Raw genomic sequence first — 17,822 nt, 5'->3', positions numbered from 1 at the left:
GTTGTGCCCGCGGCCGTGCCGTCGAGGAGATGCGGTAATGACAGGGACCGGTAGCCGGATAGCGGTGCTCGGTGCCACCGGTGTCGTCGGGCGGGCGGCGGTGCGGATGCTCACCGGGCTCGGTATCGGTGAACTGCGGATCGGCGCGCGAACTCTCGGCGGGATCGACTCCGCGGCCGTGCCGCCCGGGGCCGAGGTGCGACGGGTCGATGCCGGCGACCCGGTATCGCTCGAGCAGTTCTGCGCTGGAACACGGCTGGTGCTCAACTGCGCGGGCCCGTCCTACCTGTTGACGGACCGGGTGGCGCGGGCTGCGCTGGCGGCCGGCAGTGACTATGTCGATGTCTCCGGGGACGGGCCCACTCACCGGCTGCTCGATGGGTCGCCGCTGCTGAACGGTGGGCGGACTGCGGTGCTGTCCGCCGGTATGTTGCCCGGGCTGGCCAACGTCGTCCCCCGGCTGCTGGTAGACGACCTCACCGGCGCCCGGCTGGTTGTCTACGCGGGCGGTATCGAGCCGTTCGCGCCGGCCTCGGCGGCCGACCTCGCCCTATCGCTCGACAGTTCCGACGGCGCGGGTGTCGACGGCCACTGGTACGGCGAGACCCGCACCGCGTGGGCCGGCGGCCGGCGCCGTCGCAATGCCCTTCCGGTGCGTGAGGACGTCGAGGTCGCCGGGTTCCCCGGCCGGGTGACCACGATGCCGTTCCTGACCGCGGATGCCGAACGGCTCGCCCGCACGACCGGGCTCGACGATCTCCACTGGTACAACGTGTTCGTAGGCACTGCGTTGCGGCTCACACTCACCCGGCTCCGCGGCCGTGTCCGCAGCGACCCGGTTGCCCTGGCCGCCATCGCCGGCGAGATCAGCGCGGCGGCCGGACTCGACCTGGCCGGACTCGACCCGTTCTATCTGATGGCGTTCACAGTGCACCGCCCGGACACCACCGTGACCGCGGTGTTGCGTACCTCCAGCAGCTTCGAGCTCACCGCCGCCACAGCCGCGTACACGGTCGAATCCGTGCTGGCCGGGAAGGTCGCTGCGGGTCTGCACTATGCCGACGATGTCCTCGACCCCCGCGGGCTTGTCGGCGCGGTGACCGGCCTCGGCGCGCTACCGGTGTTTCAGACCCATCGTCATGCCCATGACGCACCCATGGAGATCGGCAGCCTGTGAACGAACCGCCAGAAATGCCGAGCCGGTACAGCATGCAGTCCGCGCCACCCAAAGTTGTGGTCTGCGGTACATCGTTCGGCCGGGTGTACCTGAAAGCCGTGCACGAAGACCCGGGAGCCGAACTCGCGGGCGTCGTCTCGCGTGGCAGTGCCGCGTCGCTGGGGTATGCGAAATCCTATGGAGTGCCGCATTACCTCGGCGTCGAGCAGCTCCCCGGTGATATCGATATCGCCTGCGTCGCGGTGCGGGCCGGCGCCGCGGGCGGCGACGGCGCGGAACTGTCGCAGAGCCTGCTGAACCGCGGCATTCACGTATTGCAGGAGCATCTGCTGCATCCCGATGAGCTCACCGATTGCCTGCGCACCGCCCGCGACAACGGGGTGTGCTATCGGCTCAACTCGTTCTATCCGCATCTACCGCCGGTCGAGCTGTTCTTGCAGGCGGCGGAGATCCTGCGGGAGCGGCAGCAGCCGTTGCATATCGACGCCGCGGCAGGCAGCCAGGTAGTCTTTTCGCTGCTGGATATCGTCGGCCGAGCGGTCGGCCGGCTCCGGCCGTGGGCGATCGGCGACCCCGCACCTGTCTCGCCGGAACTGGCCGCACTGGCCGATCCGCCGATGCCCTACACCCACCTCACCGCGGTGATCGGCGGTGTTCCGGTGTCTTTGCGGGTGCAGAATCAGATTCACCCTGCCGACCCGGACAACCATGCCCTGCTGCTGCACCGGCTCGCGATCGCCTTCGAAGGCGGAGTGCTGTCCCTCGCCGATACCCACGGTCCGGTGCTGTGGAGTCCGCGACTGCACACCGATCGCGACGCGACCGGACGATTGGTCATGTCCGGACCCGGTACCGAACGGCTCGAAGTACCGAGCACCCAGATTCTCGGCCCGGCGGACGTATCGACGTTCCGGACCGTCTTCGACGAACTCTGGCCGGGCAGTGTCCGGGTAGCACTCGATCTCTTGCGCGCAGATATCGCCGATCCGCGCCGTTGCCTGGGCGCCGGCCAGTGGGCCGTGACCGTCACCGCCATATGGCAACGACTCACGACGGTGCTCGGGCAACCCGAGTTGATCCGGCCGGCTACACCCGTGCCGGTGCCACTGCCCGGACTGCTGGCCGCCCGTCCGCCGTGGACCGGTGATGCCCGATGACGACCACCGGCTCGCTACGCGAACTGGCTGATCTGCAGGCCTTCTCGGCCGACCCGTTCACCACGATGCAGCGGCTCTATCGAGACAACGGTGCGATTTCCACAGTGGGCGCCGGACCGATGCGCTTCCGGGTGGTCCTCGGCACAGAGGCGAGCGCCTACATCCTGGCGAACAGTCACGTTTTCAGCTGGGAAGCGGCATTCGCCGCGCTGACTCCGCTGACCGGACGGTCTGCCTTGCTCGTCAACGACGGTGACCGGCATCGCCGCCTGCGCCGGCTCGTTACCCCTGCTTTCACCGCCCGCCGGGTCGCCGACCACCTCGATACCGTCACCCGGCATATCGAGACCGCCGTGGCGGAATGGGCACCGGGCGATGCTGTCGACGTGTATCCCGCACTGCGGCGGGCCATGCGACTGGCCACCCTGGAGAGCTTGTTCGGCTCGGCCGCCATGGAACGTTCAGAGGGCCTCGACGACTGGCTACGCGATATCCACCGCGCCATCGACACCGACGTGGTGGGCGGCAGCATAGAACGCGGATCGGGGTCACCCGTCTGGCGCCGGGCGCTGCTGGCGCGTTCTTCCGTCCACCGCTGGGTGAGCGCCGAGATCGAGCGACGGGCCACCCAGGACGATCCGGGTAACGACGTCCTGGGTGCCTTGCTGCGCGGGGTGGACGGTGCCCGGCTCACCGACGACGAGATCACCGACCAGCTGGTCAGCCTGCTCGAGGCGGGCGCCGAAACCACGGCGGCGCAGCTGTCGTGGCTGCTGTACTGCACGCTGCGCGATCGTCCCCTCTGGACGCGGATCACCGCGGCGATCGCCGAGCGGCACGCGGTCGAGCCGGATCCGCCCGGTCTGGATCATGTCGTCTCCGAGACCATGCGGCTCTACCCGGCCACCGCCATCATCTCGCGTACCGTCGCCACCGAGTTCACCCTGGCCGGACAGCGGTTCGCCCCCGGTGATCTGTTGATCTTCAGTCCATACCACACCCACCGGCTGGAGTCGGTGTGGCCCGAGCCGCACCGTTTCGACCCCAGCAGATGGGATCCGGGTTCGGAGCGCTATCGCCGTCCGGCGCCGCACGAGTTCCTGCCCTTCGGGGTCGGCCCGCACCGCTGCGTCGGCGCCAATTTCGCCACCATGGCGATCAAAGCCGCCTTTACTGCCATCGCGCGACGAATCGACGGTGAACTGATGACCACCGATGCGCGGCCCGTGGGATTGATCGGCATGCACCCGAGCGGTGGCATCGTCATACGTATCGACGAAAACCACTGAAGGATCGGGATGTACCCGCGGCCCGTGCCACGGGTACATCCGCTCGGCTCAGTTGCGCAGAGCGCGCAGGACACCGGCTTGGGCGGTGAGCTGTTCGCCGGTCAGACCCGTTTCGTCGGCCAGATCCTCGATGCCGAACGTATGCCACTCGCTGATATTCCGGACAACCCGAGTGGGTACCGCATCGCCACTTATCTGCCACGTCGACGTCATCCGGATCAGATCGCCACCGGCCGGCTCGGCCTCGAGTGACCCTTCGTAGAGGAGATCGCCGATCTGTTCACGGGCCAGTTCCATTGTGGGCAGCGTCGTAGGGCGGGTGACCGGTAGCAGTTCCACCAGCACCGGCGCTCCGGGCGCCAGCCGGGGGAGTACTCGATCCCACAGTGCACGGCGCTCTTCGGCTCCGATATGACCGAGTACGCCGAAGACGATCAAGGCCGAGATGGAGTCGGGCAGGACAACCGATTCCGCCGGCTCTGCCACGATGGTGACTCGGCGCCGGAGGTCCTCGTCGGCGACCACGTCGTGGGTCAGGACCGCCCGCATCGCCGGAGCGGGTTCGCAGGCAAGGATTTTCGCCGTCGGGAGCACCTCGGCGACGATGCGGCAGGTGCGCCCGGTACCGGCGCCGATATCGACCACCGGACCAGCGCTCGGGTCGACATCGGTCAGTATTTTCCGAAGGGCGGCTTCACCTTCGGCGTGCGCGCGGGGGACCAGGTCGTAGAACTCGGCGACCGGCGAGTAGAAGTCGTCCATGCACATCTCTCCTGCTTCATGACCACAGCCACACGGCTGCTTAATGAAAAAGATTATCATTATGCTTGTGTGGTTCGATTCCGATAAAGGGGGTGTCGTCGGCCGTGGTCCGCGATTCCGCCTGGCTGAAAATGATTTTCAATAGTAAGCTGCCAGCGCCTGACGGTACGCCACCCGGGCCGTCGACGGATATGGCTGTATCCGGGTGTGCAGCCGCCGGGGCCGTGTACGCGTCCGGGTCGTGAAACACGGTCGTGTGCAACGGGAAACGCTGCGGCGGAGCGATCTGCCCTACGATTCGAATTTTGCTGGAGAGGTAGATGACTCAGCTCAACAGACCGGCTGCAGTGCTGGCCACGGTCGTGATCGTGCAATTCATGGTTTCCCTCGATTTGTCCGTGGTGAATGTCGCACTGCCGGCGATCCGATCCGAGTTCGGGATGTCGGCGACCGCGCTGCAGTGGGTCGTCAACGCCTACATCGTGGTGTTCGGCGGTTTTCTGCTGCTCGGTGGCCGGCTCGGTGATGTGATCGGCCGCCGCAATACGATGCTCATCGGTCTCGGGGTCTTCGGCGTCGCCAGCCTCGTCGGCGGGCTCGCGCAGGATCCTGCGTTGCTCATCGTGGCGCGGGCGGCCCAAGGCCTGGGCGCCGCGGCATTGTCGCCGCTGTCGCTGGCGTTGATCAGTGTGACCTTCGAGGAGGGGCGAGCGCGCACCAAGGCCATGAGCCTCTGGGGTGCGTCCACGATGCTGGGTGGCACGCTCGGTGTCGTCGCCAGTGGTGTACTCACCGATTTCGTGGATTGGCGGTGGGTTTTCCTGATCAATATCCCGATTGTCATCGTTGCCGTGGTCACCGCGGTGACCGGAATCGGCGGGCTCAGGGAAGGCGAGCGCCCCCGGCTCGATGCGCTCGGGGCTCTGCTGGTCACCGCGGGAATGATCCTGTTGATCCTCGGCGTGGTGCGGACCGACGAGCAGGGCTGGGCATCCGGTGCCACCGTGGCCACCTTCGCAGTGGCAGTGATCCTGCTGGCCGGGTTCGTCCTGGTGGAATCCCGGGCGTCCGAGCCGCTGATGCGACTGGGATTGTTCGCGCACGGAAGTGTTCTGGGCGCCAATGTTTTCGGCTTCATGATCACCGCGGGCCAGCTGGCCGCGTTCTATTTCCTCTCGCTGCACATGCAGAACGTGCTGCAGTACTCTCCCGTGGCGGCCGGCCTCGCGTTCGTTCCGTTCTCCATCGGCGCGGTGATCGGCATGTTCGGAGTCGGGCCGATCGTGCGGCGTTTCGGTCAGCGTGCCGCCCTGGTGGCCGGTGGCCTGCTCGGTGCGCTCGGTATCGCATGGTTCGGCCTGGCCGGGCCCGGCGGCTCGTTCGCCGCCCAGCTTCTCGGTCCGTCCATGGTGGCGAGTATCGGCATCGGCGCCGGCTTCGTCGTGATGGGTGCAGTCGCAATGCAGGGAATTTCGGCCGAGGAAGCGGGGATGGCCTCCGGTCTGCTGAACAGCTCCCGCCAGCTCGGTGGTGCGATCGGCCTGGCCGTGTTGACGACGGTCGCGGCTGCGGTAACCGGGGAAGATCGTTCGCCGCAGGCGCTCAGCGACGGCTATTCCGCAGCCCTGTTGATGTGTGCCGCCCTTATCGCGGCCGGCGCGGTGGTGGCGGGGGTGCTTGTCCCGCGGCCCGAAAAGAAACAGGCGGCGCCGGTGGGTGCGTAGGCTCGGCGACTCGGACCCTGCCTCTCCGAGGTGTGCGTCGTGGACTGTGCAGAATGCTGGATTCCGCAGCCCACGACGGGGCCTGCCGGACCGTCTCGCGCGCCCGGGGACTCGATGCCGGGCGGGTCTCGTTCGCGTATGGCACACCCATTCGCGGACGTTCGTCGGCTGCTGGTCTGGTTGCGTCTGCTGGTGGCCTTCGCACTGATTCTCGTGGTGGCGCGACCGGGTGGGTGGCTCGCCGCACGTGCCGCCGCCGATCCGGCGGTGCGGGCGGCCGCTGCTCTGGTCGCCGGCACCGGTGCCGTGCTCTCTCGCGGACAAATCGTGCGCAGTGTTCGCTGCGAGAGGCGATCTTCACCTCGGTCGCGGGAAGCCGGCCGGAAATGCGCGACATTCTGCTGTACACATCGACCGCCGGTGACTCGGCCCGGCGTCCTCCTGCCGAGGAAGGAGCCCGACGCCGGGCAGGGTCGCTACTCTGGTAGCGGAAACCTTTGCCGTGCAGACGCTCCGGATCACTGTCGCGGCTCGTCCGGTGCCGGCGGCCGAACTCATGGGGTGGAAAGGAGATCGAACACTTCCGACGGGCACCGAGGGTACCGGCAACGGTGGTGCGGTGCCGTAGCTCGAACAGGAGATGAGGGTGGAGCCGGAACCGATCCTGGAACCACGGGTGGACGGACTGCTGAGCGATGTTCTCGCCGAACCCGAGCGGTTGTCCGCGATGGTGGAGGCGCTGGGTTCACCGCTGAATGTGGTCGTCCCGGAGCGGATGGCCGCGAACGCGGAGCATTATCGCGACGTGTACCGCAGGCACCGACTGAGCGGGCGAACCTATTTCGCGCACAAGGCCAACCGATCGAGCGCCTTCATCCGGTGCCTGGTGGCCGGGCAGTGCGGGGTCGATGTGGCCTCCCTGGGGGAATTGCGGCACGTTCTCGCGGCGGGATTCCCCGGGGATCGCATCATGGCGACCGGTCCCAAGGATGCCGAGTTCCTGTGGCTGGCCGCCCAGGTCGGTGCGGTGGTCAACGCGGATTCCAGCGAAGAGCTCGAGGAGTTGGCGGGGATCGCGGCGCGTTTCGGAACGGCGCCGGTGCGGGTGATGATCCGGCTCTCGGGGTTCGATTCCGCGGGTGTGCCGATTCTGAGCCGGCCGAGCCGGTTCGGCGTACACGCCCGGGAACTGGACGCGACACTGGATCTGCTCGACAAGTATCGGGACACCCTGCGGTTGCTCGGCGTCTCCTATCACCTCGACACCACCGGAGTGGAGGAGAAGGCGCTGGCGCTCGAGGGGTGCCTACTGGCCATGCACCGGGCCCTGACTCGCGGCTTCGCGCCCACCGCGATCGATATCGGCGGCGGTTTCGGCGTGAACTACCTGGCCGATCGGGAACAATGGGAACGCTACACAACGGAACTGGGTTCTGCCGTCCTCGGCAGGCGCCCGGCGATGACCTGGCAGAACCATGGCTACGGTCTGCACGCAGAGGCGGGGACGGTACGCGGCACGCTGGGGGTCTATCCCGCGTATCGAGAGATTGTGGGTGCCCGCTACCTCGACGAGCTGCTGTCGTGGAAATCTTCCTCGCTGGGTAGATCACTGGCCACCCTGCTCCTGGAGAACCTCTACGACCTCTACATCGAACCCGGCCGCGGGCTGACCGATCAGTGCGGTCTCACGCTGGCCCGGGTGGTCGAGGTCCGCACCACCCACGCGGGTGACACGCTGGTCCGCGTCGCCGCGAACTCCCGTGATATCAGCGCCGAAAGCCATGCGGTACTGATGGACCCGGTGCTGTTGCCCGAACGGCCCGGCGTAGCTACCGGCGTGTATCTCACGGGCAACCTGTGCCTGGAGGACGATTTCATCACCCGCCGGCGCGTGACACTGCCGCGTACGCCGGTGCCCGGCGATCTGCTGGCCTTCGTGAACACAGCCGGCTACTTCATGGATTTCGCGGCGGACCACGCATTGATGCAGCCCACCGCCCGCACGGCAGCGGTGTTTCGCGACGCGGGCGGCTGGTCGTGGTGCCTGGATGAACAGTACTGGCCCGGGAAAGGTAGCCGCTCATGAAGTACGAGAGCATCCTCGACGTGGTCGGGGACACGCCACTGGTTCGTATCGGCCCGGAGGTACACGGGCTTCGAAATATCGACCTCTACGCCAAACTGGAGATGCTCAATCCGTTCGGTTCGGTGAAGGACCGGCCCGCCTGGAACATGGTGCGTGACGAACTCCCCGGCGCCGTAACGCGGGGGGACGCCATCGTGGAACTTTCCAGCGGCAACACCGCGAAGGCGCTCGCGGTGATCGCTGCGATGCACGGGTTGCCGTTCAAGAGCGTCACCAACCGGATGCGGGTGCCCGAGATCAAGGACCTGTTGCTGTTGCTCGGCGCGCAGATCGAGGAGCTGCCGGGGCAGACCGAATGCCTCGATCCCACGGATACCGAGGATCCACTGAGCCGGATGTATCGGACGCTCGCCGGGGACGGCCACGGCTACCTGCACACCGATCAGTACTTCAATCCCCGCAATATCGACGCGCACCGGGCCGGCACTGCGTCCGAGATCGTCAAGGATCTCGACGGGCAGGGGCCGGATGTGTTCATCGCCTGCGTCGGCACCGCGGGTTCGTCCGCCGGTGTGGCCGAAGTCCTGCGCGAACACAATCCGGCGGTCGAGGTGATCGGATTGGTCGCGGCCAAAAGCGATTTCATCCCGGGAATCCGCAATATCGACGAGGTGAACGAGGTCGGGCTGTTCCATCCGGAAAATTACGACACCATCGATTCGGTGAGTGCGGACGAGGCCATAGCGGGAATGCTCACCCTCAACCGCCGATGCGGCATCCTGGGCGGCCCGACGGCCGGTGCCGCTTATTTCGGTGCGTTGCGGTATCTCTCGGCTCTCGATGCCGAACTGGCCGAACGTCGTACCGCGGTGTTCATCGTCTGCGACCGCATCGAAAGCTATATGAGCTATATCCGCAAGCGCAGGCCGGACCTGTTCAACCAGCCTGCGCGCCCGAACTCGGTGGATACGCTGACCGAGGCCGAAATCGCTGCGGCGACGCAGCTGGACGTCGCCGAGGCGCGCGAGTGGATCACCCGGCAGCGCCCGCTGATCGTGGATCTGCGTGGAGCGTTCGCCTTCACCGCCTTACATATCGAGAACTCCGTGAATATCGTCGACGACCTGTTCGACGAACTGGTACACGGCGGCCTGCCGTTCGGGGCGAGCCGGCCCGTGCTGCTGGTCTGCCCGGTCGGTGAGAAATCTGCGCGATACGCCGCGCTGCTGACCCGAATGGGGCACCGGGACGCGCGCAGCCTGCGCGGCGGTGTCGTGGCCTGGCGTGACGCCGGTGCGCCCTTGGTCCGGGACTGACGCCATGACCAGCGTGACGAACCCGAGCGAAGTGCTCGACCGCCTCGCCGGCTGGCAACGATCGCTGCGCGCGCAGTTCCCCATCATCGCGAACAACCCGCAACTGGCATATCTGGACAATGCGGCGACCACACAGAAACCGCAGGCGGTGCTGGATGCCGTCACCGACTACCTCACGACGGGAAACGCCAACGCCGCGCGCGGTTCCTACCCGTGGGCCACCGCCACCACCGCCCGAATCGAGGCGGCCCGGCGGCGCGTGTGTTCGGCGCTGGGCGATCACGGCGGCGATTCGGTGGTCGAGTTCGTCGACGGCACCAGCGCCGGGCTGCGGGCGGTCGCCGGATGGCTGGCGAACCGGCTCACCGACGGCGACGAGATCATCGTCCCGTTCGGCGATCACGAGTCCAATTTGCGGCCCTGGCTCGATATGCGGGATACCCTTGCCCGGAGCGGTATCCGGGTAAGGGTATTGCCGATGCCGGTGGATTCCGCCTCCGGCGATTACGACCATCGCGCGCTTCCGGCGCTGGTGACCGAGCGAACCCGGTTCATCGCAGTCACCCATGTACACCATGTCTTCGGTGCCGATATGAATGTGCATCGCGTGCGTGCGGCGGTCGGACACGAGATACCGATCTGCTTGGACGCCGCGCAGAGCATCGGACACCGCCCGGTTTCGGTGGCCGAACTCGACGTCGACTTCGTGGTTTTCTCCGGGCACAAGATGCTGGCCCTGCCCGGTGTGGGCGCGGTGTGGGCGCGTAACCGGCGCGGACCCCGCTTCGGGTTGCCCGGCTGGCCGGGGTCCCCGAACACTGCGGGAATCGTCAGCTTGGCGGCCGCGTTCGACTGGGTCGATGCCGCCGGCCCGGCCGAGATCCACGCATGGACCGTGGCTTTGAGTAGCCGGCTCACCGAGGGCCTCGCCGGACTCCGCGGGGTGCGGGTGCTCGGTTGTCAGACCAGTCTCTCCGCGGATTCTCCGGTACAGCGCCGGGAGGGCATCGTGACTTTCCGGCACGACCGGGTGCGCGCCGACGACCTCGGTTTCGTTCTCGCGGATGAGGGGATCATGGTGCGGGCGGACAGTCAATGTCAGGCCGGTCGCGGCTCCGACGACCACGCTGTCCGGGTGAGCGCATATGTCTACAACACGCCTGAGGAGATCGACCGGGTGCTCGAGGTCGTTCGGCGATGCGAGGAGATGACGAGCTGAACCACGCAGTGCCGGTCGGCCTCCCGCACCCTCGTTCGTCTACTCGGGTTTGCGTCCGCTGAACCCGGTCCGGGCGGTGAGCAGCGCCAGATCGGCGCGGTGCCCGAGCCAGGCCGCGTGCTCGGGATCGAGCAGCCACGACCAGACCGTGGCATCGCTCTCGGTCAGGAACGGTTGTGCCCGCCGGACCCGGGCCGCCAGTTCGGCGAGTACCACGTCGCGAACGGGTTCGGAAAGCGGCGCAGGAATATCGACCAGCACGCTGAACGCAGTGATATCGAGGAGCCCGGCGGAGTGCAGGATCTCGTTCCAGCCCCGATTCGGCCTGGTGGCGCCCGGCCGACCGAAGAACCATTGTGTGAAATGCCTATCGTGGGCCTCGTCCAGCCGGACCTCCAGCCCGGGCCGTCCGATCCCGATATCCCAGGGCAGGCACCGGGCCGGCAGCCCGCCCTCGGCCAGGCACATCCGGCCTCCCGGCCGCAGCATGCCGACGAGTGCGCGTGCCGCGGCGTCCCAGTCCCGAGCATGGTGCACACACCACGACGACCAGACCGCGTCGACCGGTCCGGGCAACGGCGGCACACCCTCCTCGATGTTGTGCAGCACCGGACGGATCCGGTCGGCCACACCCGCCGCCCGGGCGGTATGACCGGTGGCATCCAGCATTGTGGAATCCACGTCGACGGCGTAGACACAGCCCAGTTCACCGACGGCCTGCGCCAGCGCGACGGTCGCGGATCCGGCGCCCGGCCCCACCTCGACGACGGTCTCACCCGGCTGCACGCCCAGTGGTTCGAGCAGGCGCACGGTGGCATCGAGGAACACGGCTTCTGCGGCGGCCGGGTCGTCGGTGGAAGTCCCGGTCCCCGCTACGCTGGTCCGTCGGCGCTGGCTGATCGTCACGGCAAGCGATAGTACTGAACATCATTTTCAATGAATAATCGGCGCGCGGCGGGGTGCGGTTCACCACCCACCGCTTCGGCGAGTTCGGCGACCGTGCGCGAATCCTCGCGGAGTTCGGTGAGGAGATCGGTAGCCGGCTCGGCGTCGCGAGCGCCTGCGGTGTGGTCGCCACGCGCGCGGCGGACTCGGCGTCCACTCGCGCGGCGGGCCGGTCGCGGCCGTCGACTCCATGTCCCATGAGTACGGAGTCCAACCGGGGAGGAGTCTATAGATGAAGACATGTTCATTTGTGCTGTTATGGTGAGGCGGTTGCCGCTCCGATCCTTGGAGGTCTTTCGTGGTTTCCACCACTGCCACGGCCCATCCGTCCGCCTCCATGCCGACGGTGTTGTCAGGGCGGACTCGGCTGTTCGCACTCCCCGAAGTGCGCTGGGCCGCCGCCGCTCTGGTGTTGTTCCTGATCGGCTTGGCCACTCAGGGGCTGGGGGCGCCGGCATGGCTGTGGTGGACGCTGTATCTGGCCTGCTATGCCACCGGCGGCTGGGAACCGGGCCTGGCCGGCCTGCGCGCCTTGCGGGAGAAGACCCTCGATGTCGATCTGCTGATGGTGGTCGCGGCGATCGGTGCCGCCGCGCTCGGCCAGGTTCTCGACGGTGCGTTGTTGATCGTCATCTTCGCGACCTCCGGCGCCTTGGAAGCGCTGGCCACCGCGCGGACCGAGGATTCGCTGCGTGGTCTGCTGGACCTGGCCCCCGATACCGCCACGCGGCTCACCGGCGATGGTGGTGAGGAGACGGTCGGCGCCGCAGATCTGGCGGTCGGCGATGTGATCCTGGCACGCCCGGGCGGCCGGATCGCCGCGGACGGAACGGTGATCGCCGGTGCCGGCGAAGTGGATCAGGCAACCGTCACGGGTGAATCGATGCCGGTGGACAAGTCCACAGGCGACGAGGTGTATGCCGGAACCCTCAACGGAACCGGTGCCTTGCGGATCCGGGTAGACCGTCGCGCCGAGGACTCCGTGGTGGCGAGGATCGCCGGACTGGTCGAAGAAGCCAGCCGGACCAAAGCGAAAACCCAGCTGTTCATCGAGAAGATCGAGCAGCGGTACTCGGTGGGCATGGTCGTGGTCACCCTCGCTGTCTTCGGTGTGCCGCTGCTGTTCGGCGCGGACGTGCAGTCAGCTCTGCTGCGCGCTATGACCTTCATGATCGTCGCCTCACCGTGCGCGGTGGTCCTCGCGACGATGCCGCCACTGCTCGCGGCGATCGCCACCGCCGGGCGCCACGGGGTGCTGGTCAAATCCGCCGTAGTGATGGAACAGCTGGGCACCACCACCCGCGTCGCGTTCGACAAGACCGGCACGCTGACCCGCGGCGTCCCCGAACTCACCGAAATCCGGCCGTTGTCCGGGAGCCCGTTCACCGAGGACCAGATCCTGCGGCTGGCCGCGGCCGCCGAACATGGCAGCGAACACCCGCTGGCCGCCGCCGTCGTGCGTGCCGCCCGCCGCCGCCACTTGTCACTACCTGCCGCCGATGAATTCAGTGCCCGACCCGGCCAGGGCGTATCGGCACTGGTCGACGGCCAGTTCGTCCAGGTCGGCTCGCCCCCTGCCTTGCTCGGTACGGACGATCTGGCCACACAGGTGGCCGCTGTCGTCGAGGAATTGCAACAGCGGGGGAACACCGCGGTGGTCGTCCTGTGCGAACGGAACCCGGTCGCGGTTCTCGGACTGATCGATCAACTGCGCCCCGAGGCCGTTGTCGCCGTCTCCGCGGTCACTGGGCTGACCGGCGCCGCACCGGTGTTGCTCACCGGCGACAACGCGGCGACGGCCGGCCAACTGGCCGGGCACGTAGCGATCACCGACGTGCGCGCCGGGCTGCTCCCGGAGGACAAGGTCGCCGCCATCCGCGGGCTCGAGCGCGACGGCGAGCGGATGACCGTCGTAGGGGACGGTGTGAACGATGCGCCCGCCCTGGCCGCCGCCCACGTCGGAATAGCCATGGGCGGTGCCGGATCCGATCTGGCCCTGCAGACCGCCGACGCAGTCGTGGTTCGCGACGACCTGAACACCATTCCCACCGTGATCGCGCTGGCCCGGCGGGCCCGCCGCATCGTGCTCGCCAACCTCGCGATCGCCGCCACCTTCATCACCGTCCTGGTGCTCTGGGACCTGTTCGGCCACCTTCCGCTGCCGCTGGGCGTGGCCGGTCACGAAGGTTCCACGGTGATCGTCGGACTCAACGGCTTGCGTCTGCTCACCGGCCGGGCCTGGAAAAAGGCCGGGCGAAGCGCACAGCGCGTGCATGCGCCCCGCCCGGATGATCCGGAATTCCATCGGCCGATCGATATGGTCGGAAGGTCGAAGCGGTCGGGCTGATGATCCCGATCGTGGAGTGCATCACGTGCGCCTTCCCGCCGGCCATCGGGCAGCGAAACGCCCTGGAAATCGGCAATCCAGCCTCTGGCCGGGCGGGCTGTCTCCGATGAGTCGGTGTGATCAGCGCGGGACCGTGGATCCGCCACCAGGAAGTGCCCGGGCCCTGTCGCCCGCCTCTCGGGTCAACCAGAAAAATACCGGTGGCAGAGTGAATTCGACGACGGTGAGGGCGATGACGAACCAGTGCGGCCGGCCGTGTACGGCCACCGAGAGGAGCCGGGCAATCCCACCGGCCAAGAAGACCGCGGCGAGGAGGCGGACCGCGTCAGCGGGGATCGGGGACTGCCGAGCCGCCCACACCCAGGCGATTCCGTAGCCGGCGAATATCGCGCTGAAGAACCGGTTCTGGCTGTCATCGGTGGCGGTGAGGTCGCCGGTGTCCGGAACGGTCTGCGGACCGACGATCAGATGCTCCAAGCCGATGAGGACGCAGGCGACACCCATGACCCAGCACAGTCGTCGCAATGTCTTCTGCATGTGCGGGCCCTCCTCCGGGGGTGGCGGCCCGGGAATCTCGCCATCGGCACCGGAATTAGTAGACATTTGTCTACTAAGACCATAAGCCCGCTGGTAGACACACGTCAACTAAGCTGTGTGAAATGACCACCCGCCGTCGGCTCGCCCCCGAAGAACGCCGCAGACTGCTGGTGCAAGCCGGTGCGCGACTGTTCGCCGAGCGCGCCTACGACGATGTCCTCATGGACGACGTCGCGACCGCGGCAGGTGTCTCCCGGGCACTGCTGTACCGGCACTTTCCCGGTAAGCGGGAACTGTTCGCCGCGGTATACCGACAAGCAGCCGAACACCTGCTGGGACATACAGTGCTGACGCCGGGACTGCCCCTCGCAGAGCAACTCGCAGCCGGACTGGACGCACACTTCGATTACTTCGAAGCCAACTCGTATGCGGTGATCACTGCCAACCGGACGTTGGCCGGCGACCCTGCGATCCAGGCGATCATCGCGGACGAACTGAGCGAGCTGCGTCAGCGAATACTCGACGCCATCGGACTCACCGGCGTCCGCCGGACACTGGCCTCGTCAATACTCATGGGTTGGTTGACCTTTGTACGGATCGTCACGGTCGACTGGCTGGACACGCGGCCGTGCCCGCGCACGGAGTTGCGCGAAATCTGTATCGCCGCCCTGCTCGGCGCACTCGAACCACTGATCGCGCAGGAGGACTTGAATACCACCTGATCACCGGTGCCGTGCTTATAGCCGCCGAGGCGCCCGTAGCGGCCCCGCGATTTGCCGGGACACGGGGCTGATGCGTTGCGCAGGCGGGTTCGATACGGGCCACATGGAAGTCCGGCGTCCCCCTGTGCGCAGGTGAGGGGTTCATCCCGGCGGATGGGGACCGTCAGCCGGGGCCATGTCCGGGGACGCCGATCCGCCGGCGGACGCAGTCGGCAGTGAGGTGATCGCGAGTTCTGTCGGCAGCCCTGCCGACGGCCGGCTGCGGCAGTCCGGAGATCAGCGGCCCGAGGTAGCCTCGGGCCGCCGGCGTCCGCGCGGAACGCCGGTCATCCGGCGGAGGCGTACCTGGCTGGGTGGGAAGGTCGTGGTGCTTCTGACGGAACCGTCACGCTGCCGATGCAGTATGACGTCGGGAGTCGAGCCGTCGGCCGATTGCGCTTCGCACCGCGATCCCCAGTGCGACCGCAGGGCCGGCGAGTAAGAATGCGACGGGAACGGAAACCGGGAGCGTCGGTGCTTACGAGTCCACCAGCCCCGCGCGGCGTCGTTGCTCGCTGTCGAACCGCAGTTGAAATAGGACGGCGCTTCGGGGGACGGGTATGCGCGGGTTCGGTGTCCGGTGACCGAGCGGAGGTTCCAGGATGTACTCGTCGAGCGTTTGACGGGGCCGACGATGGGCGCGGGGGTGTGGATCCCCGGACACCAGGTACTCGCCTCGTTCCCGGCGGTTCGGATTGCCGGGAGGCATTCGGGCACACTGCACGCCATGAAGTACAGCGCTGGAGTTCTGCTGTTTCGTCGTGAGCCGGAGGTGCACGTGCTGCTGGGACATATGGGCGGGCCGCTGTGGGCGCGTAAGGATTCGGGGGCTTGGTCGATCCCCAAGGGTGAGTACGAGCCGGCGGCCGAGGAGGCTCGCGCCGCCGCGGCCCGCGAATTCGAGGAAGAGTTGGGTATGCCGGTGCCCGACGGGGAGTGGATCGCGGTGGGTGAAGTGCGGTACGGCAGCGGGCGGAGTAAGAAGCAGGTCACGGTGTGGGCGGTCGAGGGCGAGCTCGATCCGGCCCGGGTCGTGCCGGGGGTGTTCGAGATGGAATGGCCGCCGCGGTCGGGCGAGTACCGCGCTTTCCCCGAGGTCGATCGAGTCGAATGGTTCGATCTGACCACCGCGCACGACAAGCTGACCACCGGCCAGCGGCCATTGCTGCCCCGGCTTGCCGAGCGACTTCGCTGACATCGGTGGAGCCCTCGGGAACTGAATTAGTATCGAGGCGGTGAGCACTCCGTCGCCGGATACGGCGATCCGATCGGATTCGCGTACCTCGTCCGGGCCCGTGCGCGTACTGGCGGTCACTACGACGATCGTCGCCGTGCTGCTGGTTCTCTTCGCTGTCCCATGGTGGACGCTGGTGATGTCCGGGACTCAGTGGCCGGCGCCCGCGGTCGCAGTGGGAACAGCGGTCTTCGCGATAACACTCGTGGTTCTCCCCGTGGCGCTGGTGTCGAGCCACGGCCGCCGCCCTCTCGACTGGGCAGGCATGATCGGCGACTCCCTCCTGGGAATCGTGTGGGTGCTCTTCGTGTGGTCGGTGATCGGCACCCTCGCGCGGCTCGTGCTCGCCTTCGTGGGCGTAGAAGACCCGGCTCGCTCACGGGCGGTGGCCACAGCGGTCGTATTCGTCACTGCCGCTCTCCTGATCTGGGGCCACCGGGAGGCGATGCGAATTCCCCGGATAAAGCATGTGGATATCACCCTGCCGCGACTCGGCCCGGGGCTGGACGGCACCCGGGTCGTCGCCGTCACCGATACCCATTTCGGTCCGATCAACCGGACGAAGTGGTCGCTCGGGGTTGCTGCGGCCGTGAACGAACTACGTCCCGACATCGTGGCCCATGTCGGTGATATCGCCGATGGCCCCGTGGAGCTACGACGTGGGCAGGCGGCCCCGCTTGCCACCATGGAGGCCGAGCTCGCCCGGGTCTATGTCACCGGCAATCACGAGTACCTCGGAGAGGCGCAGGGCTGGCTCGACTACATGGATTCGATCGGCTGGAAAACTCTGCACAACGAGCATATCGTCGTTGATCGCGGCGGTGACCGCCTCGTCGTTGCAGGCGTCGACGACGCTACTGCGAAGTCGGCGAAACTGAGCGGTCACGGCGCGGACTTCGACAATGCCTTGGCGGGAGTCGATCCCGGGCTGCCGGTGCTCATGCTCGCGCATCAACCGAAGCAGGTGTTCGAGTCCGCGGCCGCCGGTGTCGACCTCCAGATCGCCGGCCATACCCACGGTGGGCAGATCTGGCCGTTCAACTACCTGGTCCGCCTCGATCAACCCACGGTGCACGGGTTGAGCCGGCACGGCGAACGGACACAGCTCTACACCAGCCGGGGCTCGGGTTTCTGGGGTCCTCCTTTCCGTATCTTTGCCCCCAGTGAAATTACGGTGATAACGCTGCATTCCGCTTGACGTTTGCCATCCTGGGCAGTGGGTCGACGGTGTCCGGAGATCGGCGGATCTACGGCACATGGAGATCCGC

14 protein-coding genes are annotated in these 17,822 nt (G+C 67.2%); 11 read left to right on the top strand and 3 right to left on the bottom strand.

Annotated features, from left to right (window positions below):
- Positions 1–37 precede the first annotated feature (37 nt).
- From NFL01S_RS13260 to NFL01S_RS13250, 3 genes are read left to right on the top strand one after another with little or no spacing between them, the layout of a single operon-like run.
- Positions 38–1,177: a saccharopine dehydrogenase NADP-binding domain-containing protein gene (locus NFL01S_RS13260; RefSeq protein ID WP_062974961.1), complete on the top strand. Its 1,140-nt coding sequence runs from the start codon at positions 38–40 to the stop codon at positions 1,175–1,177.
- Complete coding sequence (locus tag NFL01S_RS13255; protein WP_245670673.1) at positions 1,174–2,334, top strand: Gfo/Idh/MocA family oxidoreductase; 1,161 nt, start codon at positions 1,174–1,176, stop codon at positions 2,332–2,334. Before NFL01S_RS13260 ends, NFL01S_RS13255 begins: the two co-directional genes overlap by 4 nt.
- Positions 2,331–3,623, top strand: coding sequence for a cytochrome P450 (locus NFL01S_RS13250; protein WP_062974957.1), 1,293 nt, complete (start codon positions 2,331–2,333; stop codon positions 3,621–3,623). The genes NFL01S_RS13255 and NFL01S_RS13250 overlap by 4 nt, the downstream gene beginning before the upstream one ends.
- 48 nt (positions 3,624–3,671) lie before the next feature.
- Here NFL01S_RS13250 and NFL01S_RS13245 read toward each other — a convergent pair whose 3' ends face one another.
- The gene (locus tag NFL01S_RS13245) at positions 3,672–4,385 is read right to left on the bottom strand and encodes a class I SAM-dependent methyltransferase (protein ID WP_062974955.1); all 714 of its coding nucleotides are present in this window, start codon (positions 4,383–4,385) and stop codon (positions 3,672–3,674) included.
- A 320-nt stretch (positions 4,386–4,705) separates the two neighbouring features.
- Between NFL01S_RS13245 and NFL01S_RS13240 the strand changes: the two genes are divergently transcribed.
- From NFL01S_RS13240 to NFL01S_RS13225, 4 genes are all read left to right on the top strand, one after another.
- Positions 4,706–6,109, top strand: coding sequence for an MFS transporter (locus NFL01S_RS13240; protein WP_062974953.1), 1,404 nt, complete (start codon positions 4,706–4,708; stop codon positions 6,107–6,109).
- A 646-nt stretch (positions 6,110–6,755) separates the two neighbouring features.
- The gene (locus tag NFL01S_RS13235; protein WP_210745020.1) at positions 6,756–8,195 is read left to right on the top strand and encodes a type III PLP-dependent enzyme domain-containing protein; all 1,440 of its coding nucleotides are present in this window, start codon (positions 6,756–6,758) and stop codon (positions 8,193–8,195) included.
- Positions 8,192–9,511, top strand: a complete 1,320-nt coding sequence (locus NFL01S_RS13230) for a pyridoxal-phosphate dependent enzyme (protein WP_062974949.1) — start codon at positions 8,192–8,194, stop codon at positions 9,509–9,511. Before NFL01S_RS13235 ends, NFL01S_RS13230 begins: the two co-directional genes overlap by 4 nt.
- Before the next feature lie 4 nt (positions 9,512–9,515).
- Positions 9,516–10,730, top strand: a complete 1,215-nt coding sequence (locus NFL01S_RS13225) for an aminotransferase class V-fold PLP-dependent enzyme (RefSeq protein ID WP_062974947.1) — start codon at positions 9,516–9,518, stop codon at positions 10,728–10,730.
- 39 nt (positions 10,731–10,769) lie between these two features.
- Here NFL01S_RS13225 and NFL01S_RS13220 read toward each other — a convergent pair whose 3' ends face one another.
- Positions 10,770–11,636 (bottom strand): class I SAM-dependent methyltransferase, encoded by an 867-nt coding sequence (locus NFL01S_RS13220; RefSeq protein ID WP_062974945.1) that lies wholly within the window; start codon positions 11,634–11,636, stop codon positions 10,770–10,772.
- A 376-nt stretch (positions 11,637–12,012) separates the two neighbouring features.
- On the opposite strand from NFL01S_RS13220, the gene NFL01S_RS13215 reads away from it, so the two are divergent.
- Positions 12,013–14,022: a heavy metal translocating P-type ATPase gene (locus NFL01S_RS13215; protein WP_084492709.1), complete on the top strand. Its 2,010-nt coding sequence runs from the start codon at positions 12,013–12,015 to the stop codon at positions 14,020–14,022.
- A gap of 120 nt (positions 14,023–14,142) precedes the next feature.
- Here the strand turns inward: NFL01S_RS13215 and NFL01S_RS13210 are convergent, their stop codons facing one another.
- On the bottom strand, positions 14,143–14,559 hold the full coding sequence (locus NFL01S_RS13210) for a DUF4345 domain-containing protein (protein ID WP_062974943.1): 417 nt from the start codon (positions 14,557–14,559) through the stop codon (positions 14,143–14,145).
- 122 nt (positions 14,560–14,681) lie between these two features.
- On the opposite strand from NFL01S_RS13210, the gene NFL01S_RS13205 reads away from it, so the two are divergent.
- The 3 genes from NFL01S_RS13205 (at position 14,682) to NFL01S_RS13190 (ending at position 17,752) form a co-directional block, all read left to right on the top strand.
- Positions 14,682–15,281 carry a TetR/AcrR family transcriptional regulator gene (locus NFL01S_RS13205; protein WP_062974941.1) on the top strand — a complete coding sequence of 200 codons (600 nt, stop codon included), beginning with the start codon at positions 14,682–14,684 and terminating at the stop codon, positions 15,279–15,281.
- 766 nt (positions 15,282–16,047) lie between these two features.
- Positions 16,048–16,515, top strand: coding sequence for an NUDIX domain-containing protein (locus tag NFL01S_RS13195; RefSeq protein ID WP_062975817.1), 468 nt, complete (start codon positions 16,048–16,050; stop codon positions 16,513–16,515).
- 40 nt (positions 16,516–16,555) lie between these two features.
- Positions 16,556–17,752 carry a metallophosphoesterase gene (locus tag NFL01S_RS13190; protein WP_245670672.1) on the top strand — a complete coding sequence of 399 codons (1,197 nt, stop codon included), beginning with the start codon at positions 16,556–16,558 and terminating at the stop codon, positions 17,750–17,752.
- Positions 17,753–17,822 lie beyond the last annotated feature (70 nt).

The sequence above is a fragment of the Nocardia flavorosea NBRC 108225 genome (genome assembly GCF_001613385.1).
GTDB classification, from domain to species: Bacteria; Actinomycetota; Actinomycetes; order Mycobacteriales; family Mycobacteriaceae; genus Nocardia; species Nocardia flavorosea.
Note: the sequence above shows the minus strand (reverse complement) of the source record. Positions and strands in the feature narration are given on the sequence as shown.

What these genes read in the sequence shown, in the direction of transcription:
- NFL01S_RS13195 (WP_062975817.1), top strand. Translation starts at nt 16,048, where the DNA reads ATGAAGTACAGCGCTGGAGTTCTGCTGTTTCGTCGTGAGCCGGAGGTG.
- NFL01S_RS13250 (WP_062974957.1), top strand. Translation starts at nt 2,331, where the DNA reads ATGACGACCACCGGCTCGCTACGCGAACTGGCTGATCTGCAGGCCTTC.
- NFL01S_RS13215 (WP_084492709.1), top strand. Translation starts at nt 12,013, where the DNA reads ATGCCGACGGTGTTGTCAGGGCGGACTCGGCTGTTCGCACTCCCCGAA.
- NFL01S_RS13230 (WP_062974949.1), top strand. Translation starts at nt 8,192, where the DNA reads ATGAAGTACGAGAGCATCCTCGACGTGGTCGGGGACACGCCACTGGTT.
- NFL01S_RS13245 (WP_062974955.1), bottom strand. Translation starts at nt 4,385, where the DNA reads ATGGACGACTTCTACTCGCCGGTCGCCGAGTTCTACGACCTGGTCCCC.
- NFL01S_RS13210 (WP_062974943.1), bottom strand. Translation starts at nt 14,559, where the DNA reads ATGCAGAAGACATTGCGACGACTGTGCTGGGTCATGGGTGTCGCCTGC.
- NFL01S_RS13260 (WP_062974961.1), top strand. Translation starts at nt 38, where the DNA reads ATGACAGGGACCGGTAGCCGGATAGCGGTGCTCGGTGCCACCGGTGTC.
- NFL01S_RS13225 (WP_062974947.1), top strand. Translation starts at nt 9,516, where the DNA reads ATGACCAGCGTGACGAACCCGAGCGAAGTGCTCGACCGCCTCGCCGGC.
- NFL01S_RS13240 (WP_062974953.1), top strand. Translation starts at nt 4,706, where the DNA reads ATGACTCAGCTCAACAGACCGGCTGCAGTGCTGGCCACGGTCGTGATC.
- NFL01S_RS13205 (WP_062974941.1), top strand. Translation starts at nt 14,682, where the DNA reads ATGACCACCCGCCGTCGGCTCGCCCCCGAAGAACGCCGCAGACTGCTG.